The 25,195-nt window shown below is 71.9% G+C and carries 22 protein-coding genes; 9 read left to right on the top strand and 13 right to left on the bottom strand.

The features are described 5' to 3' along the window. Positions 1-109 precede the first annotated feature (109 nt). The 7 genes from ACFYV1_RS22875 to ACFYV1_RS22845 form a co-directional block, all read right to left on the bottom strand. Positions 110-1,504, bottom strand: a complete 1,395-nt coding sequence (locus tag ACFYV1_RS22875; RefSeq protein WP_389397386.1) for an aldehyde dehydrogenase family protein — start codon at positions 1,502-1,504, stop codon at positions 110-112. A 441-nt stretch (positions 1,505-1,945) separates the two neighbouring features. Then, complete coding sequence (locus tag ACFYV1_RS22870) at positions 1,946-3,277, bottom strand: ABC transporter ATP-binding protein (RefSeq protein ID WP_389397385.1); 1,332 nt, start codon at positions 3,275-3,277, stop codon at positions 1,946-1,948. A gap of 297 nt (positions 3,278-3,574) precedes the next feature. Then, positions 3,575-4,213, bottom strand: coding sequence for a class F sortase (locus ACFYV1_RS22865; RefSeq protein ID WP_389397700.1), 639 nt, complete (start codon positions 4,211-4,213; stop codon positions 3,575-3,577). A 250-nt stretch (positions 4,214-4,463) separates the two neighbouring features. Further along, on the bottom strand, positions 4,464-5,153 hold the full coding sequence (locus tag ACFYV1_RS22860) for a hypothetical protein (RefSeq protein WP_389397384.1): 690 nt from the start codon (positions 5,151-5,153) through the stop codon (positions 4,464-4,466). 118 nt (positions 5,154-5,271) lie between these two features. After that, positions 5,272-6,591, bottom strand: a complete 1,320-nt coding sequence (locus ACFYV1_RS22855; RefSeq protein WP_389397383.1) for an MFS transporter — start codon at positions 6,589-6,591, stop codon at positions 5,272-5,274. A 1-nt stretch (position 6,592) separates the two neighbouring features. Next, positions 6,593-7,999, bottom strand: coding sequence for a CitMHS family transporter (locus ACFYV1_RS22850; protein WP_389397382.1), 1,407 nt, complete (start codon positions 7,997-7,999; stop codon positions 6,593-6,595). A 134-nt stretch (positions 8,000-8,133) separates the two neighbouring features. Further along, positions 8,134-10,383: a molybdopterin oxidoreductase family protein gene (locus ACFYV1_RS22845; protein WP_389397381.1), complete on the bottom strand. Its 2,250-nt coding sequence runs from the start codon at positions 10,381-10,383 to the stop codon at positions 8,134-8,136. A 547-nt stretch (positions 10,384-10,930) separates the two neighbouring features. On the opposite strand from ACFYV1_RS22845, the gene hmgA reads away from it, so the two are divergent. The 5 genes from hmgA (at position 10,931) to ACFYV1_RS22820 (ending at position 15,995) form a co-directional block, all read left to right on the top strand. Continuing rightward, positions 10,931-12,259 (top strand): homogentisate 1,2-dioxygenase, encoded by a 1,329-nt coding sequence (gene hmgA / locus ACFYV1_RS22840; protein ID WP_389397380.1) that lies wholly within the window; start codon positions 10,931-10,933, stop codon positions 12,257-12,259. Positions 12,260-12,286: 27 nt separating this feature from the next. Then, complete coding sequence (locus ACFYV1_RS22835; protein ID WP_389397379.1) at positions 12,287-13,039, top strand: GntR family transcriptional regulator; 753 nt, start codon at positions 12,287-12,289, stop codon at positions 13,037-13,039. Between the two features lie 14 nt (positions 13,040-13,053). Next, the gene (locus ACFYV1_RS22830) at positions 13,054-14,244 is read left to right on the top strand and encodes a type ISP restriction/modification enzyme (RefSeq protein WP_389397378.1); all 1,191 of its coding nucleotides are present in this window, start codon (positions 13,054-13,056) and stop codon (positions 14,242-14,244) included. A 245-nt stretch (positions 14,245-14,489) separates the two neighbouring features. Beyond that, entirely contained in the window at positions 14,490-14,735 is a 246-nt protein-coding gene (locus ACFYV1_RS22825) for a hypothetical protein (protein WP_389397377.1), read from the top strand. Between the two features lie 57 nt (positions 14,736-14,792). Beyond that, positions 14,793-15,995, top strand: a complete 1,203-nt coding sequence (locus ACFYV1_RS22820; protein WP_389397376.1) for a CaiB/BaiF CoA transferase family protein — start codon at positions 14,793-14,795, stop codon at positions 15,993-15,995. 62 nt (positions 15,996-16,057) lie between these two features. On the opposite strand, the gene ACFYV1_RS22815 is transcribed toward ACFYV1_RS22820, so the two are convergent. Further along, complete coding sequence (locus tag ACFYV1_RS22815) at positions 16,058-16,321, bottom strand: hypothetical protein (RefSeq protein ID WP_389397375.1); 264 nt, start codon at positions 16,319-16,321, stop codon at positions 16,058-16,060. A gap of 283 nt (positions 16,322-16,604) precedes the next feature. Between ACFYV1_RS22815 and ACFYV1_RS22810 the strand changes: the two genes are divergently transcribed. After that, positions 16,605-17,678, top strand: a complete 1,074-nt coding sequence (locus tag ACFYV1_RS22810; RefSeq protein ID WP_389397374.1) for a protein kinase — start codon at positions 16,605-16,607, stop codon at positions 17,676-17,678. A 164-nt stretch (positions 17,679-17,842) separates the two neighbouring features. Here ACFYV1_RS22810 and ACFYV1_RS22805 read toward each other — a convergent pair whose 3' ends face one another. After that, entirely contained in the window at positions 17,843-18,652 is an 810-nt protein-coding gene (locus ACFYV1_RS22805; protein WP_389397373.1) for an SGNH/GDSL hydrolase family protein, read from the bottom strand. A gap of 389 nt (positions 18,653-19,041) precedes the next feature. Between ACFYV1_RS22805 and ACFYV1_RS22800 the strand changes: the two genes are divergently transcribed. Then, positions 19,042-20,139, top strand: a complete 1,098-nt coding sequence (locus tag ACFYV1_RS22800) for a DUF5925 domain-containing protein (RefSeq protein ID WP_389397372.1) — start codon at positions 19,042-19,044, stop codon at positions 20,137-20,139. 106 nt (positions 20,140-20,245) lie between these two features. Here the strand turns inward: ACFYV1_RS22800 and ACFYV1_RS22795 are convergent, their stop codons facing one another. Continuing rightward, the gene (locus ACFYV1_RS22795) at positions 20,246-20,626 is read right to left on the bottom strand and encodes a GntR family transcriptional regulator (protein ID WP_389397371.1); all 381 of its coding nucleotides are present in this window, start codon (positions 20,624-20,626) and stop codon (positions 20,246-20,248) included. A gap of 71 nt (positions 20,627-20,697) precedes the next feature. Between ACFYV1_RS22795 and ACFYV1_RS22790 the strand changes: the two genes are divergently transcribed. Together ACFYV1_RS22790 and ACFYV1_RS22785 are read left to right on the top strand one after the other, a co-directional pair. After that, positions 20,698-21,627, top strand: coding sequence for a GNAT family N-acetyltransferase (locus ACFYV1_RS22790; protein WP_389397370.1), 930 nt, complete (start codon positions 20,698-20,700; stop codon positions 21,625-21,627). Then, on the top strand, positions 21,608-22,099 hold the full coding sequence (locus ACFYV1_RS22785) for a DUF402 domain-containing protein (protein WP_389397369.1): 492 nt from the start codon (positions 21,608-21,610) through the stop codon (positions 22,097-22,099). Before ACFYV1_RS22790 ends, ACFYV1_RS22785 begins: the two co-directional genes overlap by 20 nt. A 53-nt stretch (positions 22,100-22,152) precedes the next feature. On the opposite strand, the gene ACFYV1_RS22780 is transcribed toward ACFYV1_RS22785, so the two are convergent. Genes ACFYV1_RS22780 through ACFYV1_RS22770 form a run of 3 tightly spaced genes read right to left on the bottom strand, consistent with a single transcriptional unit; the run spans position 22,153 to position 25,153 of the window. Beyond that, positions 22,153-23,655: a tripartite tricarboxylate transporter permease gene (locus ACFYV1_RS22780; RefSeq protein ID WP_389397368.1), complete on the bottom strand. Its 1,503-nt coding sequence runs from the start codon at positions 23,653-23,655 to the stop codon at positions 22,153-22,155. Continuing rightward, entirely contained in the window at positions 23,655-24,173 is a 519-nt protein-coding gene (locus tag ACFYV1_RS22775; protein ID WP_389397367.1) for a tripartite tricarboxylate transporter TctB family protein, read from the bottom strand. The genes ACFYV1_RS22780 and ACFYV1_RS22775 overlap by 1 nt, the downstream gene beginning before the upstream one ends. Continuing rightward, positions 24,170-25,153: a Bug family tripartite tricarboxylate transporter substrate binding protein gene (locus ACFYV1_RS22770; RefSeq protein WP_389397366.1), complete on the bottom strand. Its 984-nt coding sequence runs from the start codon at positions 25,151-25,153 to the stop codon at positions 24,170-24,172. Before ACFYV1_RS22770 ends, ACFYV1_RS22775 begins: the two co-directional genes overlap by 4 nt. Positions 25,154-25,195: the final 42 nt, after the last annotated feature.

Raw genomic sequence — 25,195 nt, 5'->3', positions numbered from 1 at the left:
GGGGTGTCGGTGGTGGTGCCGGAGGTGTGACAGGAGGTGTGACAGGAGGTGTGGCAGGAGGTGTGGCAGGAGGTGGTGCGGGACGTGATGCGGACGTGGCGCGCGGGCATCAGAGCTGGAGGGATTTGGTCTGGAGGTACTCGGCCAGACCGTGCGGTCCGAGCTCGCGGCCGACACCGGACTGCTTGTACCCGCCGAAGGGCGCCAGCGGGTTGAACCGGCCGCCGTTGATGTCGACCTGGCCGGTGTCCATCCGGCGGGCGAAGGCCACCGCCTCCGACTCGTCGCCCGCCCACACCGCGCCGGCGAGGCCGTAGACGGTGCCGTTGGCGATGGCGAGGGCCTCGTCCTCGTCCTCGTACCTGAGGATCGACACGACCGGCCCGAAGATCTCCTCCTGGGCGATGGTCATGCCGGGCGTGACGTCGGCGAAGACGGTGGGGCTGACGTAGTAGCCGGTCTCCAGCGGCGCCTCGGGGCCGCCGGCGACGAGCCGGGCCCCCTCCTCGACGCCCTTCTCTATGTAGCCCCGCACCCGTTCCTGCTGCTTCGCGTTGACGAGCGGGCCGACCCGGTCGCCGGGGACGTACTTGGCGACGGCGGCCGCGGCGAGGGCGACCGCTTCGTCGTACCGGTCGCTGTGCACCAGCATCCGGGTCCACGCGCTGCAGGTCTGGCCCGAGTTGGACATCACGTTGGCGATGCCGACGTTCACCGCCCTGGCCAGGTCGGCGCTCGGCAGGATCACATTGGCGGACTTGCCGCCGAGTTCGAGCGCGACGCGCTTGATCGCACCGCCCGCGGTCGCGCCGATCCGCCGGCCGACGGCGGTGGATCCGGTGAAGGAGACCAGGTCGACGCCTTCGTGCTCGGCGAGCGCCTGACCGGCCACCGGTCCGAGCCCGGTGACGAGGTTGAACACCCCGGCGGGGATTCCCGCGTCGTGCACCGCCTCCGCGAACAGCTGCGCGGTCAGCGGCGTGTCCTCCGCGGGCTTGAGCACGACCGTGCAGCCGGCCGCCAGCGCCGGTGCCACCTTGGCGACGATCTGGTGCAGGGGGTAGTTCCAGGGTGTGATCGCCCCGACGACGCCGACCGGCTCCATCAGCACCGTGGAACTGCCGATCCTCTCCTCGAACGGGTACGAGCCGGCGAGCTCCGCGTACGACCCCGCGACCATGACGGGAAGACCCGCGTGGACCGCCCGGGCGAGGGCGGGCGGCGCGCCGAGTTCGGCGGTGACCGTCTCGGCGATCTCCTCCGTCCGGCGTCCGAGTTCGTCGCGGAGTGCCGCGATGTGCCGCGCGCGCTCGGCGGGTGGCGTCGCGGCCCAGCCCGGGAAGGCCGCGCGGGCTGCGCGTACGGCGACGTCGACGTCCTCGGCCGTACCGGCCGGGACATGCGCGATGACCTGCTCGTCCGCCGGATTGACGACCGCGATCGTCTCCGGTGCCGCGGCCGGCCGCCACTGGCCGCCGATGTACATGCCGTCGTGGGCCTTCATCGCTCTCCTCCACGCCTCGCGGTACTGTCCGCGACCCAAACTAGCGCCGTTAGTTTTACGGCGCCAGGGGCATCCGGCGTGCTGGAGGCCACTCCTTCGTACGGACTTCGGGCCCGCCCCCCGCCCCCGTCACAGGCCGGCACCCTCGCGCGAAGCCCCAGGCCCCCCCAGTACGTGCCGAGCCCACCCGCCCTCGTCCAGGCCGGGCCTCTGCCCCGATACGGCTCGGCCCACCGCTCGCACGCGCCCTGCCCCGCGTGCCGGCGGAGACCACCGCCCTCGCCGTCCGGACCGCACCCCCTTCCCCACTACGGACCGGAGACCGGAGCCCTCGCTCCGGTCGCGCCCTGCCCATGTGCGGGCGGACCTCACAGGGGCCGGTGCCCCCGCCCGCGTACAGGCGAGGCCGCTGCTCCCGGCCCGCACCAGCCCGCACCCGCGTCAGGCGTCGAGGCCCGGGAGGTCGGGCGGAGCGGGGCAGATCCGGCGGCCCTGGTGGTCGAAGACGTACAGGTGGGCGAGGTCGACGAGCAGCGGCACCTGCGCACCGGTGCGCAGGTGGATGTCGGGTCCGGTGCGGACGACGAGGTCGCTCGAACCCCCCGCCCGGCGCTCGCGGAAGGGTGCCGGCTCCGGCTCGTCGAGCACCGCGACCGGTCCCGCGACCTGGGCCATCGCACGGTCCTTGAGCCGAGTGAGCATTCCGGGGCCGACGTTTCGCCGACGCCGGACGGAGGTCTGCGGACGCGGCGACTCCAGATCGGCGACGACGGCGGGCGTCGAGCCGGTGTTGAAGTGCACCAGTGCCTCGTGCCCCTGGTACTCCATGTGTTCGACGAGCCCGGTCAGCGCGACCTCACCGGGGCGGGCCTGGCTGGGCGGCGCGATACGCGCGGCCTCGGACCGCAGTCCGACGATGATCTGCCGCCCCTGCTGGATGCGGAGCAACTGATGGTCGGGGCTCAGGGGTTCGGGCAGCGGCAGCCGCTGCCTGCCCAGGTCGATCGACATCCTGCCGTCCAACGGCGCATGGACGACGGCCTGCAGCAGATTGATCCGCGGCGTGCCGATGAACGCGGCGACGAAGACGTTCGCCGGGAGGGCGTAGGTCTCACGCGGGCTGCTGACCTGCTGCAGCACTCCGCCGCGCATCACCGCGACCCGGTCGCCGAGCGACATCGCCTCCGCCTGGTCGTGCGTGACGTACACCGTCGTCACACCCAACTCCGCTGTGAGCTGGGCGATTTCTGCGCGCAGATGATTGCGGAGCTTGGCGTCGAGGTTGGAGAGCGGCTCATCCATCAGGAAGACGGACGGCCGCCGCGAAATGGCCCGGCCCATGGCGACGCGCTGGCGTTCGCCGCCGGACAGCTGCGCGGGGAACCGGTCGAGGAGGTCCTCGATACCGAGCATCCTGGCGGTGGCCTCGACACGCGGATTGCGGTCGGCCCGCGGGTTCTCCAGTTTCAGCGGGAAACCGATGTTCTCCCGGTTGGTCATGCTCGGGTAGAGCGCGAAGTTCTGGAAGACCATGGCCATGTCGCGCTCCCGCGGCGGCGTGTCGTTGGCGTACTCGCCGTCCAGCAGCAACTCGCCCTCGGTGATGTCCTCCAGCCCGGCGATCATCCGCAGCACCGTCGACTTGCCGCAGCCGGATGGCCCGAGCAGTACGAGGAACTCCCCCGGTGCGACACCGAGGGAGAAGCGGTCGACGGCGCGGGGAGCACGGCCGTATCTCTTGCTGACGTTGTGCAGAGCGATGGCGCGAGTCATGGGTCCCGCCCGGGATGAGAAGGGGCAGCTGCGTGGCCAGAAGCTAACCCACTGTGTCCCGTCAGGGAATGGATCGCGCACGCCGGAAGGTGCACTTGTTGCACATGTGTCCACCATCCGAGACCGGGCGGGGCGGTGGAGTGGTGCGGCCGGGCAAGACGGCCAGGCAGGGCGGCCGGAAACGGTCGGTCCGCGGCGTACGTCCGCGGTCCGCACCGGAAACCGGGCCGGTTCCCCGGGCACCCGGCCGCGGGGCCGCCGTGTCGTACGGCAGGCCCCGCGTGCCGTGCGGTGCGGTCAGACCTGTTTGACGTCGGTGAGATGGGCGAAGACGACGACGTTGGCGGCGTAGCCCTTCTTCTTGTCGAAGCTGCCGCCGCAGGTCAGCAGCCGCAGTTCGGGCCGGCCGGTGTGGCCGTACACCTCCGCGTCGGGGAACTCCTCCTTCTTGTAGGTGCGCACCTTGTCCACGGTGAAGACAGCCGTCCGCCGGTCCGCGCGTACGACGTTGACCTTGTCGCCGGGGTCGAGCGCGTTCAGGTTGAGGAAGATGGCGGGGCCGGTCGTGGTGTCGCGGTGGCCGACCACCAGCGCCGTTCCCTTCTCACCGGGCGCCGGACCGTCGCGGTACCAGCCGACGAGGCGCGGGTTGTTCACCGGCGGGGCGCTGAGCTGACCCTTGCTGTCGAGACCGAGCCCCATCACCGGCGACTCGATCATGATGGCCGGGATCGACAGTTGCTTCGCCGGGGACGGCGGAAGGACGAGTGAGCCGCCCTTCGCCGTGTGCGCCTTGGGTGTCGCCGGCGCCGTGGGCCGCGCCGTCCCGGGTTTCGAGGGCCGGGGTGCCGGCTGCCGGGACTGCGCCGGCGCCTCGGTCGCCGGCGTGGCGACCGGCCTCGCGGTACGGGTGGTGAGGGGCGGCAGGTCGATCACGTTGGACCCGCCCTGCCCGCTGGGGCCGCCGGCCCCGGCCGGGGTGCTGCTCGCGGCATCCTGCTGCTCGGCGACCGGGCGGCCGGCACCGAGCGGTGTGTCCGCCGCGACGGTGACCGGCGGCGCGTCCGGGGGCGGGTCCTCGCACCCCCGGACGACGCCGGTGACCAGCGTTGCCGTCACGCTGAGCGTGATGGTCAGACGGCAGGCACGGCTCGGTCCGCGTCTGCGGCGGCGGCGACTGCGGACGTTACGCGGCGCCATGGGCGCGGCGGCGGGCCCGTCGGACGAGGACCAGGCCGGCCACTCCGGCGGCGCCGGTGACGAGCGCGGTGGTCACGCCGACGGAGGAGCCGTCGTCGCCGCCCCCGCCGGTCATGTCGGCCATGCCGCCGCCACCCGCGGGCACCGCGCCGTGCGGCCCTTCCTTGTCACCCTTGGACCAGTCCTTGCCCTGCTCCTTGTCCTCGATCTTGTCCTTCTCCTGGCCCTTGGCCCCGTGCTTGTCGCCGTACTTCTCGCAGTCGACGGTGAAGACCTTCTGCTTGGCCTCGGGGTTGCCCGGGACCGTCCAGGTGAGGAGGTAGTCGCCGTCGGGGAGGGCGTACTGCTGCGTGTGGCCTCGGCCGGCGATGAGCGCGATGGTGTCGTTCAGCGTCGGGCCGGTGGCCGTGGGCGGCTGCGGGGTGATCTCCCAGGCCAGTACCTCGAGGCTTTCGAAGTTGAAGGCGCTGAGGCTGAACTTGCAGACCCCCTTGATGTCGTCCCGGGTGTCCCAGTGCTCGACACCGGCCTTGTGGATCTTGAGGTCTCCGCTGTCGCCGGGCTGGGCGTAGGCGGCCGGTGCGCCCGCCAGGGTCACGCCGGCGAAGGCGACGGCGGCGAGGGCGGCGGCCCCCCGGCGTACACGGCGGGGGCGGAGGGTTGCAGTCGTGCTCATGCGAGGCTCCTTCAAGCCGATGCGATTGTCATACTGATCACGCGATCGCCTGACTAGATGTCACGAATTCGGCAGAAAGAAGCGTCGAAACGCTGAGAAGCCGTCAGAAATGCCTCTACTAGCGGACACGACGTGTATGCCGACCGGGGGACTGAGCCCCGTCGGCGTCGTGCGGACCGTCGCAGGCGGCAACCCCGTCGGGGCCGCCGGCATCTGCCGCCCCTGCACGACCGGCGCCCTCGGACGCGCCTGCACGGCCGCCGCCCTGCGCCGCGGCCGCCCCGGCCCGCCCGGTACGGACGGCGACCGCGCCCGACACGAGCAGCAGCCCACCCAGCATCACGAAGGGCGCCGCCGTGCCCGCGACCCCGGCGATCAGCCCGGCGGCGGCCGGGGCGGCGACCTGGCCGAGACGGTTGCCGGTCAGGCGCAGGGCGAGCGCCGTCGAACGAGCCCCGGCCGGAGCCGCCTGGACCACCGTCGTCATGGACAGCGGCTGCCCGACGCCCAGGCAGAAGCCGAGCGCCGCCAGCATCGCCGCGAGCGCCCACAGCGGCACCGGCAGCGCGACGGCCGCGCACAGCGCCCCCGCCAGCAGACAGGTCGTGGTGAGCAGGGCCGTTCGGCCGAGCACGCGGATCATCGGTGTCATCACCAGCCGGCAGGCGATGGTGGCGGCGGCCCGCAGACTCAGCAGCATGCCGACGACGACGGGCGGGATGCCGCGGTGCTCACCGACCACCGGCAGATACGCGGTCAGGATGTCGGTGGCCGAGAGCACGGCGAGGCTGATGAAGATCCCCGCAGGCACGCCACGGGTGCGCAGGATGCGGTGCACGGGCACCTTCTCCGCCGGCTCGCGCCGCTTCCGCTCGGCCCGCGGCGTCCGGCGCTCGATCCGCCACAGCGAGGTGAGGGCCGCGGCGCAGACGGCCGCGGAGACGACGAGCGCCAGCGCACTCGTCCGCATCATGTCGCCGCCGATCAACGCCCCTGCGGCAACGGGCCCGGCCAGCTGCCCGAGGGACGCGCCGATGGTGAAGTGACCGAAGTTGCGGTCCTGTTCGGCTGGCACGGACTGCCGGGCGACGATCGACTGGGCGCCGATGACGAAACAGAGATGCCCGAGTCCCATGACCCCGCTCCACGCCGCCATCGCGGCGAGCGAGCCCGCGAGTCCGCTCAACGCGCAGCCGCCCGCGATGAGTACGACGCCGAGCGGCAGCAGCGGCGCGCACCGGCCGTGGTCGGTCCTGCGGCCCAGCGGTACGGCGGCGAACAGCGGAAGCAGCGCGTACGCACCGGCGATCACGCCGATCGCCCGCTCGTCCGCGCCGAGCGCCAGCGCCCGGTACGAGACGGCCGGACGCGCCATCGACACCGCCCCCTGCGCGAAGCCGAAGGCGATGACGAGACGGAGCAGCCAGAACCTGCCCATGTCAGACGATGCCGAACAGGATCCCGGCCCCGAGCACCACCAGGCAGGTGAGCGCCGCCCACTTCACCGTGAATCTGGTGTGGTCGCCGAACTCGACCTTCGCCATGCCGACGAGGACGTACACCGCGGGGACGAGCGGGCTGGACATGTGCAGGGGCTGCCCGACGAGGGACGCCCGGGCGATCTCCAGGGGTGACACGCCGTGGGCGGCGCCCGCCTCGGCGAGGACCGGCAGGACACCGAAGTAGAAGCCGTCGTTGGACATGAAGTACGTGAGCGGAAGGCTCAGTACGCCGGTGACGATCGCCATGTGCGGGCCCATGCCGTCCGGGATGGCGGCGACCAGCCAGTCCGCCATGTGCTCGACCATGCCGGTGCCGGTGAGGACGCCGGTGAAGACCGCGGCGGCGAAGACCATGCCGGAGACGTTGAGGACGTTGTCGGCGTGTGCCGCGATCCGGGCCTTCTGCTCGGACATCTTGGGGAAGTTGACGGTCAGGGCCAGCGCCGCGCCGATGAGGAACAGCACCGGGATCGGCAGCAGTTCCATGATCATGGCGGTGAGCAGGGCGAGGGTGAGGCCGGCGTTGAACCAGTACAGCTTCGGGCGCAGGGTGGGGCGGTCGGGGTCCAGGCCCTGGAACCCGCCTTCCAGGTGCGGCTCCCCCGAATCGGAAGCGGAGTCGGAGTCGGAGCCGGCCGACGAGCCGCCGGTCGCGGGGCGCTCGCCGCCACCACCGGCCTTGACGAGCACCGTCTCGGTCTCCGGCTCGAGCACCTCGTCGAGGCTGAGGTACCCGAGCCGCTTGCGCTCGCGTCGGCCGAGGACGCAGGCGAGGAGGAGCACGAAGACGAGGCCGACCCCGAGCGCCGGGATCATGGGTACGAAGATGTCGGCGGCGTCCAGCTTGAGCGCGGTGGCGGCACGGGCGGTGGGGCCGCCCCAGGGCAGGGTGTTCATCACACCGTTCGCCGTGGCGGCGATGCCGGTCAGCACGACCAGGCTCATCTTGAGGCGCTTGTAGAGGGGATACATCGCCGAGACAGTGATCATGAAAGTGGTGGAGCCGTCACCGTCCAGCGAGACGATCGCGGCGAGCACCGCCGTACCGACCACGATGCGCAGCGGGTCCGCCTTGCAGAAGCGGAGGATGCCCCGCACGATCGGGTCGAAGAGCCCGACGTCGATCATCACACCGAAGTAGACGATGGCGAACATCAGCATCGCCGCCGTGGGGGCGAGGTTGCCGACACCCTCGAGGACGTAGTCGCCGAGCTGGGCGCCCTGCCCGACAGCGACGCAGAAGAGGGCGGGTATGAGGACCAGCGCCGCGATCGGCGACATCTTCTTCATCATGATCAGGACCAGAAAGGTCCCGATCATGGCGAAGCCGAGGATTGTCAGCATGGGGACACCTAACGTTCATCCTTGAACTGCCACCGGCGGAAGCGGCCACCGGGGTGCGGTCCGGATGACGTTAGGTGTCGTCATCTGCCGTTAACAAGATGTCGACGTGTGAGCAATACGAGCAAAACCCCAGGTCATCGGGTTGGCGTCACATCCACGGGGATGGCGTTGAGCACCGCCGTTCCCGAGAGGGGGTCCAGGCGTGATCCGTCCAGCAGCTGGTTGACGTTGACGCCGGGACTGCCCGCGGCCACCGTCATACGGGTGCCGGGACGGCTGTGGCCCCACCCGTGCGGCAGGCTCACGACTCCCGCCCGTACCGAGTCCGTGATCTCGACCGGGGCCTCGACACTGCCGCCGTCCGCGGTGACGCGTGCCGTGGCACCGTCCTCGAGGCCGAGCCGGGCGGCGTCGTCCGGGTGGACATGGAGGGTGCAGCGGTTGGAACCGCCGTTCAGCGTGGGCACGTTGTGGAGCCAGCTGTTGTTGGAGCGCAGATGGCGGCGGCCGACGAGTACGAGACCGGCAGGCCGCTGGGTGAGCGCCGCGCGCAGCCTGGGCAGGTCGTCGGCGATCGGGCCGGGCAGCAGTTCGACGCGTCCGCTGCGGGTCCTGAGGATCTGCGGGAGGCGGGGCCGGAGGGGGCCGAGGTCGATTCCGTGCGGTGCCCGCAGCAGGTCGTCGAGGACGAGGTCGTACGGGCCGAGGCGGAGCATCATGTCCAGCCGCCGTTCGGGGCCGCTGCTGCCGCCCAGCAGCCGCGCCTGCTCTGCGGGGTCGGTTCGGAAGAGCGGCGAGTGCGGGTCCGTGACCGCTTTGGCCAGGGCTTTCCGGATGACCATGTCGTCGACGGCGGACGGATCGGCCCCGTGCATCCCCGACACGGCCAGGACCAGTCGCGCGTGGATCTCGCACTCGTCCATCAGCCCGGCCTCCAGCGGTACGGCGGCGGGGCTGTAGCGGACCTGGTTGCTGACGGCCAGCGCGTTGAACGCGAAGTCGAAGTGGGCGCTCTGGGCCGGCGGCGGTGGGGGCAGCACGACGTCGGCGTGGCGTGAGGTCTCGTTGAGATAGGGGTCGACGCTGATCATCAGGTCGAGGCCGGCCAGGGCCCGGTCGAGGCGGTCGCCGTCGGGGGCGGACAGCACCGGGTTGGCGGCGACGGCGATCACGGCACGGATCCGTCCCTCGCCCGGTGTCTCGATCTCCTCCGAGAGCGCGGCGATGGGCAGTTCGCCCTTGGCCTCGGGGTGGCCGCCGACCCTGCTGTTCCAGCGGCCGAGCGCGAACCCCTTGCCGGGGGCCGCGGGGCGCGGGGCGCGATCGGTGGCGGCGAGCGGGAAGAGGGCGCCACCGGGCCGGTCGAGATTGCCGGTCAGGACGTTGAGGACGTCGACCAGCCAGCTGGCGAGGGTGCCGTGCTCGACGGTGCAGCTGCCGATGCGTCCGTAGACGGCTGCCGTCGGTGCGGCCGCGAGTTCCCGGGCGATCGTACGGATCTCCTGCGCGTCCATGTCGCAGGCGCCGGCCACGGCTTCGGGCGTGAAGTCCTTGACCGCGGCCTCCACTTCGGCGACGCCCTCGACGTGGCCGGCCAGGGCGCCGAGATCCGTGAGCCCCTCCTCGAAGAGCACCTGGGCGAGAGCGGCGAGCAGCAGGGCGTCGGTGCCCGGGCGGATGGCGACGTGCCGGTCGGCGAGCCGGGCGGTGCGGGTGCGGCGCGGGTCGACGACGGTGAGGGTGCCCCCGCGGCGGCGGAGCGCCTTGAGCTTGCCGGGGAAGTCGGGCGCGGTGCACAGGCTGCCGTTCGACTCCAGCGGGTTGGCGCCGAGCATCAGCAGATGGTCGGTGCGGTCCAGGTCGGGCACGGGGATCGCCACGGCGCTGCCGAACAGCAGTCCGCTGGAGACGTGCTTGGGCATCTGGTCGAGGGTGGAGGCGGAGAAGATGTTGCGGGTGCCCAGCGCGGAGATCAGTACGGGCGGATAGAGGCCGCCGGCCATGGTGTGGACGTTCGGGTTGCCGAGGACGACTCCCACGGCGTCGGGTCCGTGCTCCTCGATCAGCGGCCTGATCCGCGCGGCGATCAGGTCGAACGCCTCCTCCCAGGTCGCGTCGCGCAGCTCGCCGTCCTCCCGGATCAGGGGGGTGCGCAGCCGGTCCGGGTCGGCGTCGAGCTCCCCGAAGGAGGCCCCTTTGGGGCAGATGAAGCCCTGGCTGAAGATGTCGTCCTGGTCGCCGCGGGCGCGGGTGACGCGGGTGCCATCGATGGTGAGGGTGAGTCCGCAGGTGGCTTCGCACAGGGGGCAGATCCGCAGGGCGGTGCGCGTCTGTGCGGCGGGCGGGGACGTCGTCGTGCGGGTGTCGGGGGCGGTGCGGGGCATGAGCCCTCCCGGGGCGGCGGCAGCGGCGAAGTGTCGGCCGATCGAGCATACCGACCGGTACGCATGCGCGGGAAGGCCGCTTTCCGACGCGTCGGCCTGGCCGCCGTCGGCCGAGGATCCGGGCGGGACACGCGCACAGCGGCGCCCATGTCTCGGTCACGATCTCCTCGCCCCCGGTGGGCAGCAGGTTCGGCGTAGCCGTCCAGGTCGCGGCGGGCGAGCGCGCTGACCAGGGCGCGCTTGTCGCAGAGGAAGCGGTGGACGGAGCCGATCGGGACCCGGCCCTGACGGCGACCGTCCGGGTGGACAGCCGCTCACAGCCGTCCTCTTCGAGGACTTCGGCGCAGGCGTCCAGGATCCGGGCGAGCGGGCCGGCGCTGCGCCGCTCCACCGGTGCACTGCGGAGACGGGGACGGGAAGGAGGAGGGAAACCTGCCGTCGACACGCGGTCCGTCATGCCGTCCCGTTGCCGATGACGGGGTGGACCTGCAATCCTGTGGTTGTCCATAGGAATGGGTCGGCGGACCCTCAGCACCAGGAGCGGGCGATGAGCGGCACCGAGCAGGCGCGGAAGATTGTCGAAGGACTGACCGATCAGTCGTTCTCCCCCGGCTTCGGCAACGAACACAGCTCCGAGGCGGAACCCGGAGCACTTCCGCGCGGGCGCAACTCCCCCCAGCGCGCCCCCCACGGTCTCTACGCGGAGCAGCTCAGCGGGTCCGCCTTCACCGAGCCCCGCGCGCACAACCACCGGTCCTGGCTGTACCGGATCCGCCCGTCGGCCGCGCACCCCCCGTTCGTCCGCGCCGACAACGGCCACATCCGCAGCGCCCCCTTCACCGAGACCGTGCCCGACCCCAACCGGCTGCGCTGGAACCCGCTGCCCGAGCCCGCGCCCGGCACGGACTGGCTGGCGGGCCTGTGGACCCTCGGCGGCAACGGCGACGCGACCCAGCGCACCGGCATGGCCATCCACCTCTACAACGCCGACACGTCGATGACGGACCGGGTGTTCAGCGACTCCGACGGCGAGCTGCTGATCGTCCCCGAGCGGGGCGGCCTGCTGCTGGTGACCGAGTTCGGTCTGCTGCCGGTCCGCCCCGGCGAGGTCGCCCTTGTCCCGCGCGGCGTCCGCTTCCGGGTCGAGCTCCTGGACGAGACCGCACGGGGCTACGTCTGCGAGAACTACGGGCAGCCGTTCCAGCTCCCCGACCTCGGCCCGATCGGCGCCAACGGCCTGGCGAACGCCCGTGACTTCCTGGCGCCGGTCGCCGCGTACGAGGACGTCGAGCGCCCGGTCGAGGTCGTCAACAAGTTCTGCGGAAACCTGTGGACCGCGACCTATGACCACTCCCCCCTCGACGTGGTCGCCTGGCACGGCAACCATGTCCCCTACGTCTACGACCTGCGCCGCTTCAACGTCATCGGGTCGATCTCGTACGACCACCCCGACCCGTCGATCTTCACCGTGCTGACCTCGCCGTCCGACACCCCCGGTCTCGCCGGCGTCGACTTCGTCGTCTTCGCGCCGCGCTGGCTGGTCGGCGAGGACACCTTCCGGCCGCCGTACTTCCACCGCAATGTGATGAGCGAGTACATGGGCCTCATCGAGGGCGCGTACGACGCCAAGGCCGAGGGCTTCCTGCCGGGCGGCGGCTCGCTGCACAACATGATGTCGGCGCACGGCCCCGACCGTGAGACCTTCGACCGGGCGAGCGCCGCGGAACTGCGGCCGCAGAAGATCGACGACGGGCTGGCCTTCATGTTCGAGACCCGCTGGCCGGTCACCGCCACCGGCCAGGCCGCGGAAGCCGACCATCTGCAGAAGGGGTACGACAACGTGTGGCAGGGTCTTGAGCGTCACTTCCGGCCGTAGTAGAGAGATGCCGTGTACGGAGATGCCGTGTCCTCCTTCGCCCCCGACTCGCTGGTCCTGAACCGCAAGCTGCCGCTGTGGTACCAGGTCTCGCAGTCGCTGCGCGCCTCGATACTGGGCCGAGGGCCCGAGGCGTCGCTGCGGCTGCCCACCGAGGAGCAGCTGGCCCAGCACTACGGTGTGAGCGTCCTGACCATGCGCCAGGCACTCAAGGAGCTGGAGACGGAGGGCCTGATCAGCAGGCACCGGCGGCGCGGCACCTTCATCGAACCGGGAGCCCGGCGGGGCGCGCCCCGCCGGCTCCTCGGCTCCATCGACGCGATCGTCGCGCAGCAGTCCGGCGAGCTCACCACGATCCTCGGCCACGGCCCCGAGCCGGTGCCCGGTGAGCTCGCCGAGCACTTCCCGGGCGCGGCGGAGATCGTGATGTACCGGCGGCTGCGCTGTGACGGGGACAGCGGCGAGCCGACCAACTGGGCGGAGAACGCCCTGCACCCGGACGTCGCCGCCGGTCTGGACGTCGCCGACCTGGAACGCTGGCCGATGACCAAGGTGCTGCGGGACGCGCTGGGCGTCCGGATCAGCCGGATCACGGACACGGTGGAGGCACGGCTCGCGGACCCGCGGACCGCGGAACTGCTGCGGGTCCCGCTGCTGAGCCCGATCCTCCACTACACCGGGGTGACCTACGACGACTCCGGCCGGGTCGTCGACGTGGCCCGCATCCGCTACCGCGGCGACCGGTTCTCGTTCTCCGTCACCTTGGACGCCGCGGAGTAGCGGGGCTGACTACCATGCGGACGGTGTCTGCTCTCACCGAGGACGTACCGCTGCTCGACGACCTCATGCCGTGGTCCGTCGCGCCGCTTCGGCTGGGCCGGAGCTGGGTGATGGCCCCGGACGCGGCGACCCTGCGGGCGCGTTGGGACGCCCTCGTACGGGCAGAGGGCGACGAGCGTGCGGCGTTGTTCCGCCCGACCAGGCTGCGGGGACCGCACAGCGCGGTCGCTCAGCTGCCGGGCCGGCCGACCGGTACGGGGCGGCTGGCGCGCGAGAACGGGCCCTGCCCGGAGCCCGTGCGGGTGCTGCACGGCGCGTTCGACGAGCAGTGGCTGATACCGGACCACCGGCTGATCGACGTGGCCAGGCCCGAGTTGTGGCGGGTACGGGACGAACGGCAGCTGTTCGTCGTGGAGACGGGCCCTGCCCTGGTGGTGTCCGGGCTGCTGCCGGACGGGCGTTCACCGGCGGGCCGGCCGGGACGGGTCCGCCCGCTCTACCGGCGGCCCGGCGGTCACGAGCCCAACCTCGCCCCGGGCCTCACCGAGCTGCTGGGCGAGCGGTACGGGCACCCCGTGGACGCGGAGGACTTCGCCGCGTGGGTGGTGGCGGCCTGGCAGCCGTCCACGGCGGGGTGCGCGGTGCCGCTCACCGAGGACGCCGGCGTGTGGGCCTCCGGTGTCGCCCTGGGCCGCGAGCTGATCCGCGTCATGCTGCGCGGCGCGCGGGGCGGCGAGCGCCCGAAGCTGCCGGGCGGTCGACGGCCCTACGTCCGCGCGGCCGTCCCGGCCCGGCCCGGCTCGCTCGACTACGACGCTGCCGACGAGGCCCTGCTGGTCGGCGGCACCGGTCGTGTCTCGCCTGTCCCGGCGGCGGCCTGGCACTTCGAGATGGGCGGCGTGCGGGTGCTCGAGCTGTGGTTCGCGCAGCGCACGGAGGGGGCGGAACCGGGCACGCTGGAGGCGGTGGGGCCGGCGTCCTGGCCGCAGTCGTGGACCTCCGAGTTGCTGGAGCTGATCACCGTACTGGCGCTGCTGGCCGAACTGGCTCCGCAGCGAACGGCTTTGGCCGAATCCGGGCGGTGGCTGCCCGCCGAGGCACTCCGCTCGGCGGGCGTCCTCCCGCCGCCGGCCCGCTCGCGCCGTCCGGCGTCGGTCCTGGACCACGCGGAGGAGGGCCCGGAGGGGCAGTTCGCACTGCTGTGAGGCGGTGCCGCGCGGGCCCGGCGGACGGGGGGCGCCGCGCGGGCCCAACGGAGCACGGGGGCACTGCGTAGGCACCGCGGACCGGCCGGGCCGGCTGCCCCGCCAGGTACGCGCAGCAAGAGCCGCGCTCCACATGACGGCGACGGCCCGGCAGCGTTCCGCCTGGCCACCACCTGGGTGGGCATCCTGCTCGGCCCGCCTCGCGCAGCGAGGAGGCAGCCGGCCAACCGGGCAGTGCGACCTTCGTGCTGCCTTGGCTGTCGAGCGCCTGTCTGCCCACCGACGGCCTGCCGGGACGGCTGCGCACGGCCGCGGAGCGGAACCCGGTCTCCGCCGTGAGCGCCGCGGTGCGCGAGCTGTTCGGCAACGCGGCGCCACCGGCCGACGCGGCCCGGCCGGTGGCCCATCCGGTCGCCGACGCCGTGTGCCGGTCACCGGCGCCGCTCGCGCTCCGTGTGCCGCTCGCGGTGCGGCGGCTCACCCGGTCCTGACCCCGCCCGGCCACCGGGGTGGTGACAAAGGTGGCCGGTACACGATATGCACGGCGGATGAGCCATCAGCCGCAACCGCTGCCCCTCGGCGGCATCACCGTCGTCGCCGTCGAGCAGGCCGTCTCCGCCCCGTTCGCCACCCGTCAGCTCGCCGATCTCGGCGCCCGTGTCATCAAGGTGGAGCGTCCTGACGGCGGGGACTTCGCCCGCGGGTACGACACGGCCGCCCGCGGCCTCGCGTCGCACTTCGTGTGGTGCAACCGGGGCAAGGAGTCCATCGCGGTCGATCTCAAGGACCCGCGGGGCCGGGACATCGTGCACCGGCTCGTCGCCGGCGCGGACGTGTTCGTGCAGAACCTCGCGCAGGGCGCGGCCGCCCGGCTGGGACTGGACGCAGCGGCCCTGTGCGCCAGGCATCCGCGGCTGGTCGCCGTCGACATCTCCGGTTACGGCGCCGAGGGGCCGTACGCGCACAAGAGGGCCTACGACATGCTCGTACAGTGCGAAGCCGGCCTGGTCTCCGTCACGGGCACGCCGGAGGAGCCGGTGAAGGCGGGCATCCCGGCGGCCGACATCGCCGCCGCCATGTACGCCTTCTCCGGTGTGCTGGCGGCGCTGCTGCGACGCGGTGCCACCGGGCTCGGCGGCCCGGTGGAGATCTCGATGCTGGAGTCGCTGGCCGAATGGACGGGGCACCCGCTGCACCACACGATGCACGGGGGCGGGACACCGGCACGCACGGGTCTCGCGCACGCCGTCATCGCGCCGTACGACGCCTACTCCACCGCCGACGGCGGCCAGGTCCTGCTGTCCGTGCAGAACGACCGCGAGTGGCGGCGGCTCGCCGAACAGGTACTGGAGGAGCCGGCGCTGGCCCTGGATCCGGCGTTCTCCACCAACAGGGCCCGGACGGTGAATCGCGAGCGCACGGACGCGGTGGTGGCCAAGGCGCTGGCGGGGCTGGGCACCGCGGAGGCGGTGACGCGGCTGGAGGCGGCGGGCATCGCCTGCGCACGGCTCAACGGCATGGCCGACGTGGCCGCTCATCCACAGCTGAAGGCGCGGGACCGGTGGCGCGAGGTCGGGTCACCGGTGGGGCCGCTCCGGGCGATGCTGCCGCCGATCAATCTGCCGGGCGGGGAACCGGCTGTGATGGGGGCGGTGCCCGGTCTGGGCGAGCACACCGACACGCTGCTTCGGGCCTTGGGGATGACGGATGAAGCTGCAGCGGTACTGCGCCGGGACGGTGTGGTCGCCTGAGCGGGGTTGGGCGGGGTCGTCCCGACGCCGTGGGAGCCGGTGGGCGGTGCGGCCGGGTCGGTTCAGCGGCGGCTGCCGAACAGTGAGCGGCGCAGTCGGCGCAGGGGCGCGAAGAGCGACACGCGTGCACTCCTGCTCCTGTGGCTGCGCGTCACGTCACGCGAGGTCAGTTCTCGCATCAGCAGCGTCGCCTCCGCCGACTCGCGCTGCGGGACGGCAGGGCCGCCGAGCACCGAGAGGTGGCGGTCTAGGCGCGAGCTGGTCGCACCGCTCCCGCATGTGATGGCAGGCACTCGCGCCCTGCTGCGCATTGTTATCTGTTCCATGTCACTCCCCACCCGTACGAGGCACCCGGCCCGGGCAGGGTAACCCTATCGCCCCGGCGGGACACCCGTGTATCCCGCCGGCATGATTCACCACACCCGTACACGGGTTGACAATTACTCTCTGAATGCGGGTGTTTCCAGGGCGAGTTGGACAGCGTGCATGCGTTTTCCGGACTCCATCACATTGATGACCACTCAGGACTGCTTCAAACGCCGTGACTTGAGCTAGCTTGGAGTGGTTTCCGCCGTGTTGCGGATCTGGTTGCGGGACAGGAGGCCGGTCATGGGCGACGTTCCGGGGACGCCGGGATCCGTACGGCTGGTCGCGGGCCGCTACCGGCTGCTGAGCCCGCTGGGCGAGGGCGTGACGGGCTTCGTGTGGCGGGCCCGGGACGAGATGCTGGGGCGCGAGGTCGCCGTCAGGGAGATCAGTGCACCCGCCTCCGCCGACGCCGGAGAGGCGCGCAGGCTGTACGACCACCTGGAGAACGCCGCCCGCACCGCCGGCCGCGTCTCGCACCGCAACGTGGTCGCCGTCCACGACGTGGCCACCGACGACGGCCGGCCGTGGATCGTCATGGAACTCGTCCGAGGGCTCACCCTCGCCGACGTCCTCGACGCGGAGGGCCCGCTGCCGCCGCACCGCGCCGCCCACATCGGGGCGGAGATCCTGGCCGCCCTGCGGGCCGCCCACGCCGCGGGCGTGCCGCACGGGGACGTCAAACCGTCGAACGTGCTGATCGCCAACGACGGGCGGGTGATGGTCACCGACTTCGGAACACTGACGGCCGACGACACTCCGGGGTTCGGAGCACCGGAGAGGGCGCCGGGCAGGGCCCCGCGCCCGGAATCGGACCTGTGGTCGCTGGGGGCGCTGCTGCGCGCGGCCGTGTCGCCGCCTTCGCGGCGGGAGTGGTCGCCCTCGGGGGAGGAGCCGTCGCCCTCACGGGAAGAAGGACTGCCGCCCGGCGCGGAAACCGGGCTCCGGAGCCCGAAGGCAGCGGGCGCCGCCGACGGCCTGGGCCCGGTCGTCGCCGGGTTGTTGCGCCCCGACCCCGCGGACCGGCTCGACGGGGCGGAGGCCGAGCATCAGCTGCGTCTCGCGAGTGCGGGAGGCGGCGTGCGTACCGACACGCCGGCGTCCGCGTCCTCCACGGACACCGCACCGAGCACCGCGGCGGACCGCGCGGGAGAGCCGGACGCCGGACCCGCCGCCCGGCAGCCCGCGGCCGTGACCGCGGCGGCGACCGGGCCGGACGAGACCAGGCGGGCCACGGCGGTGCTCGCCGTGGGGGTGGCGCTGATGCTGCTCATCGTGGCGGCCCTGGTCTGGGTGCTGGTCGGAGGCGGCGGGTGACCGCCTGCCGGGCGGAGCCGGAGTTCCGGTCCGCCGGCGGACGCTTCCGCGTCCACCGGCAGCCGGGCCGCACCGTGCGCTCAGGGCCTTTCGTCCGGATCCCGCCGGGCTCGCGTGCCCTTGCGCGCACGCTCGCTCATCCGGCCTGATCCGAACGGAAGACCCTAGTCGTTGGCGTTGAACACGGGCAGATAGCCGCCGGACTGACCGGCCGCTGTCGGGTGGTACGACTCGCCGATGTTCAGCCAGTTGACGCTGTGGAGCCATGACGAACCGGAGCAGATCTCGTGACCGGTGAACGTCCCGACGACACTTCCGAAGGTGTACCCGTGGTCCGCCGCACGCTTGGCGGTCGCCGTGTTGAGGTGGTCCGCAGCGTCGTTGATGGCTCGCCGCTCGTTCTCGCTCAGGCCGGCGACACAGCTGCCGCCCAGCTTGTAGAAGCGGGGATAGCCGAGGACGACGACCCTGGCCGCGGGGGCCTTTGCGCTGATCGCCGAGTACACCTGGTCGAGCTTTCCCGGCAGGGTCGTGTCGACGTACGCCTTCGCCTGGTTGATCCGGTTGATGCAGGTCGACTCGGACTGCAGGACGCATGTGGTCATGACGTCCGCGAAGCCGGCGTCATTGCCGCCGACGGTGATGGAGACGAGGTCGGTGGCGGAGCTGAGCGGGCCGAGCTGACTTGCCGTGACATCACCCGTACGAGCGCCGGAGCAAGCGGTGAACGCGAACGACGAGGGTGAATTGGAGTTCGCCCAGAGCTTGGGGAAAGCCCTGGTGCTGCGCTTGCAGTTACCGCTCGCGCTGTCGTAACTGCCGGCTCCCACACCGGAGGAGTAGGAGTCGCCGAGGGCCACGTAGTCCAGTGACTGGGCGGTGGTGTCGGCCTGCGCCGGGCCCGCTCCGGTGAGAGCGAGGACAGCGCCGAGGAGGAGTGATGATGAGAATGCCGCGACTCGGGACAGTTTCATGGAACCTCCCTTTAGCAGGATCTCTGCCTCAACTTTGGTACCAGCGGACGGACTTCACCGGAAGTGTCCATGCCAAGAATTGTTACTGACGAGTTAGTGGGGCGCCTGGGGCGCTGTGGCACGAAGCGACTGATCCGCCGTCAGAAAGGGCCGGTGTCGGTGCCGCGACAGGCACGGGCCGACGCGGGGAGGCGCGGGGGTTCACGGAGGTGCGCCGTCGCCGCGGCCCACGGGAAGTGCCGGGCCGTCCCGCGCGACCGGCGCTGAACGGACATCGGCCGCAGGTCCCGCCGCACCGGCCGCACCACCGCACCGGTCACACCGGCCGCACCGGCCGCACCGGGCAAAAGACGGTGCGGCGGCCGGTGACGTGCCGGATCATGGGCGCCATGTCTGCCAACCCCCAGGACGCGCTGCCGATCCGGCTCAACGTCGACGACAGCGATTCACCCTCCGACGTCGTCGACGCGCTGTTCCTCGGCCGCTTCGCGACGGGCGAGCAGCCGTACTCGCACAGCTCCTCGATCGACCGGGTCAAGTCCGGCGCGACGATGCTGCCACCCGGCGCCTCCGTGCTGCGCTCGGCGCGCGACGACGACCGCAGCGCCACGCTCGCCCAGGGAGACGGCTGGACACTGCTGGTCTCCCGCTGGAACCGCGCCGCCGACGTCACGGTCACCGCGGTCACCTCCGAGCTCGCGGAACGGATCCTCAAGGCGGCGACGGACGGCGCGGCGGACGAGCCGGAGCCGGAGGCGTCGAACGTGACCATGGGATTCTGGTACGTCTCACCGCGCCGCGGCCCGCACCGCACGACCCGGCAGATCGCCGCCGGCACATGGGACGAGGTCCGTCCCAACTACACCGCGCCGGTCGCCGACGCGATGGACCGGCTGATGAAGGTGACCCCGGACGACATCGCGGGCCGGCTGCTGCTGCTCCACGGCCCGCCGGGCACGGGCAAGACGTCCGCACTGCGCACCCTCGCCCGCTCGTGGCGCGACTGGTGCCAGGTGGACTGCGTGCTGGACCCGGAGCGGCTGTTCAACGACGTCGGCTATCTGATGGACATCGCGATCGGCGAGGACGAGGGCACGTCCAAGGGGCGCTGGCGGCTGCTCCTCCTGGAGGACTGCGACGAGCTGATCCGCGGCGAGGCCAGGCACACGGCGGGCCAGGCGCTGTCCCGCCTGCTCAACCTGACGGACGGTCTGCTGGGCCAGGGCCGCAACGTCCTCGTCGGTGTCACCACCAACGAGGACCTGGAGCGGCTCCACCCGGCCGTCGTCCGCCCGGGCCGCTGCCTGGCCCGCATCGAGGTGGGCCCTCTGACACGGCCCGAGGCCGTGTCGTGGCTCGGCACGGAGGAGGGCGTGGGCCGCGAGGGCTCGACGCTCGCGGAGCTCTACGCGCTCCGCCGCGGCACGGCGCCGGCGTCGGTCCCGACGCAGGCCGGAGGGGGCGCGGACGCGGGCCTGTACCTCTGACGCGGCGGCGGGAAGCAGCCCGGGACGGTGGTCGAGGACCGGAAAACGGCCGGGCGGCGGAAACAGCCCCGTACGGGGCCCGCTTCTTTCCCCGCGCGTCTCCGCGTCAGTTCCCCGCGCCGTACACCGCCCGCACCGCGTCCTCGACCGCGCCCACCGCCGTCTCCTCCGGGATGCCGAGGCGGCGCGCCAGCGTCGCGAACTCCGCCGCCGCCTCGGCCACCCGCCGCTGGGCCGCGTCCCCCGCCGCCGCGACGAACGTCCCGTTGCGGCCCTTCGTCTCGATCACCCCGTCGCCCTCCAGCGCCCGGTACGCCTTCGCCACGGTGTTGGCCGCGAGCCCCAGTTCCTCCGCGAGACCGCGGACGGTCGGCAGGCGGTACCCGACGGGCAGCGTGCCGGAGCGGGCCTGCTCGGCGATCTGGGCGCGCAGTTGCTCGTAGGGCGCGTCGGACGAGTCGGCATCGACAGTGATGTTCAAGGTCACGGCGTGATTGTCCCCCACGACCCGGAAATTGGGAGGCGCCGCCGCCGCCCACACGCGTAGCGTCCGTCCCCATGACTGTGATCGTCCGTGATTTCCGTCCCGAGGACGCCGAGGCCGTGACGCGGGTACGGCGTGCCTGTCTGCCCTTCGAGGTGATGACGCCCGCGTCCCTCCTCCTCGGCGTCGAGACGGCCAACCCCGCCAAGAAATACCGTCTGCTGGTCGCGGAGAAGGACGGGGAGCTGATCGGGACGGCCCATGCCGGCATCGCGTACGACTCCACGGAGCCCGGCCAGTCGTTCGTCACCCCGCATGTGCACCCCGACCACCGGGGGCACGGCGCCGGTGGTCTCCTGCTGCGCGTCGCCGAGGACCACCTCGGGGCGGAAGGCGCGACCAACGTGTACGCGTGGGTCCTCGACGACCCGCGGAACCTCGCCTTCGCCGAGAAGCGGGGCTACTCCCCCACCCGTGCCGCCCACTTCCAGCGGCTGGACCTGGCGAACGGCCCGCTCCCCGGTCTGCCGGCACCGTCCGACCTGCCACCCGGCGTCGAACTGCGCACCGCCGCCGACTTCGAGGACGACCCGCGCCCGCTGTTCGACGCGGACGCGGAGGCGACCGCGGACGAACCGGGGGACATCAGCAGCAGCCTCGACGACTACGAGGACTGGATCACCCACACCTGGAACGACCCGTTGCTCGACCGCCGTCTCACCACGGTCGTCGTGGTCGACGGCAGCGTCGCGGCCTACACCGCGGCCCTGACCGACGGCAACACCCGTTACGCGACCGGCATGACCGGCACGATGCGCGCCCACCGCGGCAGGGGACTGGCCAAACTGGCCAAGACGGACTCGCTTCACCGGGCCCGCGCGGCGGGGTACACGGACGCCTTCACCAGCAACGACGCCGACAACGGCCCTATGCTCGCGATCAACAGGTGGTTCGGCTACGAGATCTGTGCGACGGAGGTCCGCCATGTCCGCCCCCTCGATTGAGGTACGGCTCGTCAAGGCCGGTGCCACGAAGATCCGATACCCCGCACAGCTGCTCACCGACGACGGCACCCGGCTCACGGTCCGCGCCCCGTGGGCCGCGCCGGGGACGCGCGACTTCGGCTTCGTACGCTTCGAGGCCGGGGACGTGTTCACCGAGCACTACTGGCGGGACCGCTGGTACTCGGTCAAGGAGGTCCGCACCGGCGACGGCACCCTGAAGGGCTGGTACTGCGACATCACCCGGCCCGCCGTGCTGGCGGACGACGGCGCCGAGCTGAGCGTCGAGGACCTGGACCTCGATCTGTGGGTCTCGGCGGACGGCAAGGAGATCCTCCGGCTGGACGAAGACGAGTTCGATGCGAGCGGTCTGACCGACCGGGACCCGCAGGCCGCGACACAGGCCGTCCGTGCTCTCGACGAGCTGGAACGTCTCGCCCGCGCGGGCCGCTTCACCGATCTGCTGACGTCGTGAACGGGTGAGGGGGCGGGCCACCACGATGGCCCGCCCCCTCACGTCCTCGCACCTCAGACCGACTGATTCCGGTTCCGGTTCCGCATGAGGAGCTTCTTCAGCCAGGGCCAGGCCAGCAGCACCACGACCACCGCGTACACCGTCACCGAGAACGGCGTGTTGACGAGTCCGACGGCGCTGCCGTCGCTGATCTGGAGCGCGCGCCGCAACTGCTGCTCCGCCGCAGGGCCGAGGATGACACCGATGACGGCGGGCAGGACGGGGAGTCCGTAACGCCGCATTCCGAAGCCGATCAGGCCGATGATCAGCAGGATCACCAGGTCGATGGCCTCACCGCCGACCGCGTACGCACCGACCGCCGCGAAGAACAGGATGCCGGCGTAGAGGTAGGGCCGCGGGATGCGCAGCAGCTTGGCCCAGAGCGGCGCGAGCGGCAGGTTGAGCGCGAGCAGCAGCACCATGCCGACGAACAGCGAGGCGATCAGGCCCCACACCAGGTCCGGCTCGCGCTCGAAGAGCAGCGGGCCGGGCTGGATGCCGTACTGCTGGAACGCGGCCAGCATGACCGCCGCGACGGCGGTCGTGGGCAGGCCGAGGGTGAGCATCGAGACGAGCGTGCCCGCGGCGGACGCGGAGGCGGCCGACTCGGGTCCGGCCACGCCCTCGATGGCGCCCTTGCCGAACTCGTCCTTGTGCTTGGACAGCCGCTTCTCTGTGACGTACGAAAGGAAGGTGGGGATCTCCGCGCCGCCGGCGGGGATCGCGCCGAACGGGAAGCCGATGACGGGTCCGCGCAGCCAGGGCTTCCAGGTGCGCTTCACATCGGACTTCGCCAGCCACGGCCTGCCGACCGGGATCGCGTCGCCGCTGGTGCGCCGCAGGTGGGCGGCGACCCACAGGGCCTCGCCGATCGCGAAGAGACCGACCGCGACGATGACGACGTCGATGCCGTCGGCGAGCTGGAGCGACCCGAAGGTCAGCCGCTGCTGACCGGTCATCTGGTCGAGTCCGACGAGGCCGAGGGTGAGACCGATGAGCAGCGACGCGAGGCCCCGGATCCGCGAGGAGCCGAGCACCGAGGTGACGGCGATGAACGCCAGCACCATGATGGCGAAGTAGTCGGGGGCGCCGATGTCGACGGCCAGCTCGGCCACCGTCGGGGCGAGCGCCACCAGCAGGACGGTGCCGATCAGACCGCCCGCGAAGTGTCCGCCCGCCGCCGCGGCCAGCGCCTGGGCGCCGCGGCCCGCCTTCGCCATCGGGTTGCCCTCGATCGCGGCGACGACGGCCGCGCTCTCACCGGGCGTGTTGAGCAGGATCGAGGTGGTGGAGCCGCCGAACATGGCCCCGTAGTAGATGCCGGCGAACATGATGAACGCGCCGGTCGGCTCGAGACCGTACGTGACGGGCAGCAGCAGCGCGACGGCCATGGCCGGACCGATACCGGGCAGGACGCCGATGGCCGTACCGAGCAGGACGCCTATGGCGGCCCAGAGCAGGTTGATCGGAGTGAGCGCCGTGCCGAAGCCGTCGAGGAGGGAGTTCAGGGAATCCATCAGAGCACTCCCATCAGCGGGCCACCGGGCAGCGGTACGCCGAGCAGGTTGTTGAAGACGAAGTAGGTGACGAGGGACAGGACGGCCGCGATCAGCGGGTCACGGTCGACGCGACGGCTGCCGAGCGCGTAGGCGGAACCCCAGAAGAGCAGCGCGCCGGAGATCGGGAAGCCGAGCGGTCCGATGAGGACGGCGTTGCCGAGGAACACCCCGGCGAGGAGCAGGACCGTCCGCCAGTCGCTCGGCTCCGAGAGGTCGATGTCCTCGCCGCCCTCCGCCTCGCCCCGGCCGCCTCTGAGCACGTCGATCGCGAGGAGGACGGCGACGACCAGCAGGCCGAGGCCGACGACGACCGGAACGGTCTTGGGGCCGACGGGCCCGCGCTGGGCGATGTCGACATCCATGGTGAGCGCGTCCGTGAGGACGAGGACACCGATGACGAGAAGCAGCAGGCCGACGCCGAGCTCGGAGTGTTCACGCAGCCAGGAGCGCCGGCTGCCGGTCTCTGTCGTGCTCACAGCCCCAGCTCCTTCAGCACCTGGTCGACGCTGTCGTCCTGTTGGTCGAGGAAGTCGCCGAACTCGTCGCCGGCGAGGAAGGCGTCGTCCCAGCCGTTCTTCTTCATGGAGTCCCGCCACTCCTGGGAGTCGTGCAGCTTGGTGACGAGCCCGATGAGCTTGTCCCGCTCCGGCTCGGACAGGCCGGGCGGTGCGACGATGCCGCGCCAGTTGGTGAACTCGGTGTCGAGGCCGGCTTCGCGCAGGGTGGGAGCGTCGAGACCGGGGACACGCTCGGGTCCCGTGACGGCCAGCAGCCGCAGCTCGCCCGACTTGATCTGGTCGAGGTACTCCCCCACTCCGGAGACACCGAAGGCGACCTTGTTGCCGAGGATGGAGGCCAGCAGTTCGCCGCCGCCGTCGAAGGGGATGTAGTTGACGGTCTTGGGGGCGATCCCCGCGGCCTTCGCCATCAGCATCGGCGCGAGGTGGTCCGGCCCGCCGGGCGACGAACCGCCGCCGACGGGCAGCTTGCCCGGGTCCTTCTTCCACGCCTCGAGCAGTTGGCCGATGCTCTTGTACGGGGAGTCCTTGGACACCACCACGATGTCCTGCTCCTCCGTGAGCCGGGCGATGGGGGTGGTGTCGGCGAGCGTCTTGGGCGACTTGTTGGTGTGTACGGCGCCGACGACGCCGAGGCCCATGGACATGGCCAGCTTGCCGTTGCCGTGCTCGCCTGCGAGCCGGGCCAGACCGACGGTGCCGCCGGCGCCGGGCAGGTTGAAGACCTCGATGTTGTGGGTGAGCCCTGCGTCCTCTGCGTTCTTCGCGGCGGTGCGGGCGGTGATGTCGTAGCCGCCGCCGGGCGTGTTGGGAACCATGAACCGCAGTCCGGGGATCTGCGTCCCGGTCTCGGCACCGCTGCCCGTAGTGAGCAGCGGCGGCCCCACGAGCACCAGCAGCGCCGCCCCGAGCAGGGCAATGGGGGTGCGCATTCGCAACTGATCGCCTCTCGTCGTGGATGTGTGAAGTGGCCCACATGT

The sequence above is a fragment of the Streptomyces sp. NPDC003023 genome, assembly GCF_042888225.1.
Classification (GTDB): domain Bacteria; phylum Actinomycetota; class Actinomycetes; order Streptomycetales; family Streptomycetaceae; genus Streptomyces.
Note: the sequence above shows the minus strand (reverse complement) of the source record. Positions and strands in the feature narration are given on the sequence as shown.

Bases quoted from the DNA above. Each gene is read 5' to 3' on its own strand.
- ACFYV1_RS22875 (WP_389397386.1), bottom strand. From the start codon at position 1,504: ATGAAGGCCCACGACGGCATGTACATCGGCGGCCAGTGGCGGCCGGCC.
- ACFYV1_RS22870 (WP_389397385.1), bottom strand. From the start codon at position 3,277: ATGACTCGCGCCATCGCTCTGCACAACGTCAGCAAGAGATACGGCCGT.
- ACFYV1_RS22860 (WP_389397384.1), bottom strand. From the start codon at position 5,153: ATGAGCACGACTGCAACCCTCCGCCCCCGCCGTGTACGCCGGGGGGCC.
- ACFYV1_RS22855 (WP_389397383.1), bottom strand. From the start codon at position 6,591: ATGGGCAGGTTCTGGCTGCTCCGTCTCGTCATCGCCTTCGGCTTCGCG.
- ACFYV1_RS22850 (WP_389397382.1), bottom strand. From the start codon at position 7,999: ATGCTGACAATCCTCGGCTTCGCCATGATCGGGACCTTTCTGGTCCTG.
- ACFYV1_RS22845 (WP_389397381.1), bottom strand. From the start codon at position 10,383: ATGCCCCGCACCGCCCCCGACACCCGCACGACGACGTCCCCGCCCGCC.
- hmgA (WP_389397380.1), top strand. From the start codon at position 10,931: ATGAGCGGCACCGAGCAGGCGCGGAAGATTGTCGAAGGACTGACCGAT.
- ACFYV1_RS22830 (WP_389397378.1), top strand. From the start codon at position 13,054: ATGCGGACGGTGTCTGCTCTCACCGAGGACGTACCGCTGCTCGACGAC.
- ACFYV1_RS22820 (WP_389397376.1), top strand. From the start codon at position 14,793: ATGAGCCATCAGCCGCAACCGCTGCCCCTCGGCGGCATCACCGTCGTC.
- ACFYV1_RS22815 (WP_389397375.1), bottom strand. From the start codon at position 16,321: ATGGAACAGATAACAATGCGCAGCAGGGCGCGAGTGCCTGCCATCACA.
- ACFYV1_RS22810 (WP_389397374.1), top strand. From the start codon at position 16,605: ATGGGCGACGTTCCGGGGACGCCGGGATCCGTACGGCTGGTCGCGGGC.
- ACFYV1_RS22805 (WP_389397373.1), bottom strand. From the start codon at position 18,652: ATGAAACTGTCCCGAGTCGCGGCATTCTCATCATCACTCCTCCTCGGC.
- ACFYV1_RS22800 (WP_389397372.1), top strand. From the start codon at position 19,042: ATGTCTGCCAACCCCCAGGACGCGCTGCCGATCCGGCTCAACGTCGAC.
- ACFYV1_RS22790 (WP_389397370.1), top strand. From the start codon at position 20,698: ATGACTGTGATCGTCCGTGATTTCCGTCCCGAGGACGCCGAGGCCGTG.
- ACFYV1_RS22785 (WP_389397369.1), top strand. From the start codon at position 21,608: ATGTCCGCCCCCTCGATTGAGGTACGGCTCGTCAAGGCCGGTGCCACG.
- ACFYV1_RS22780 (WP_389397368.1), bottom strand. From the start codon at position 23,655: ATGGATTCCCTGAACTCCCTCCTCGACGGCTTCGGCACGGCGCTCACT.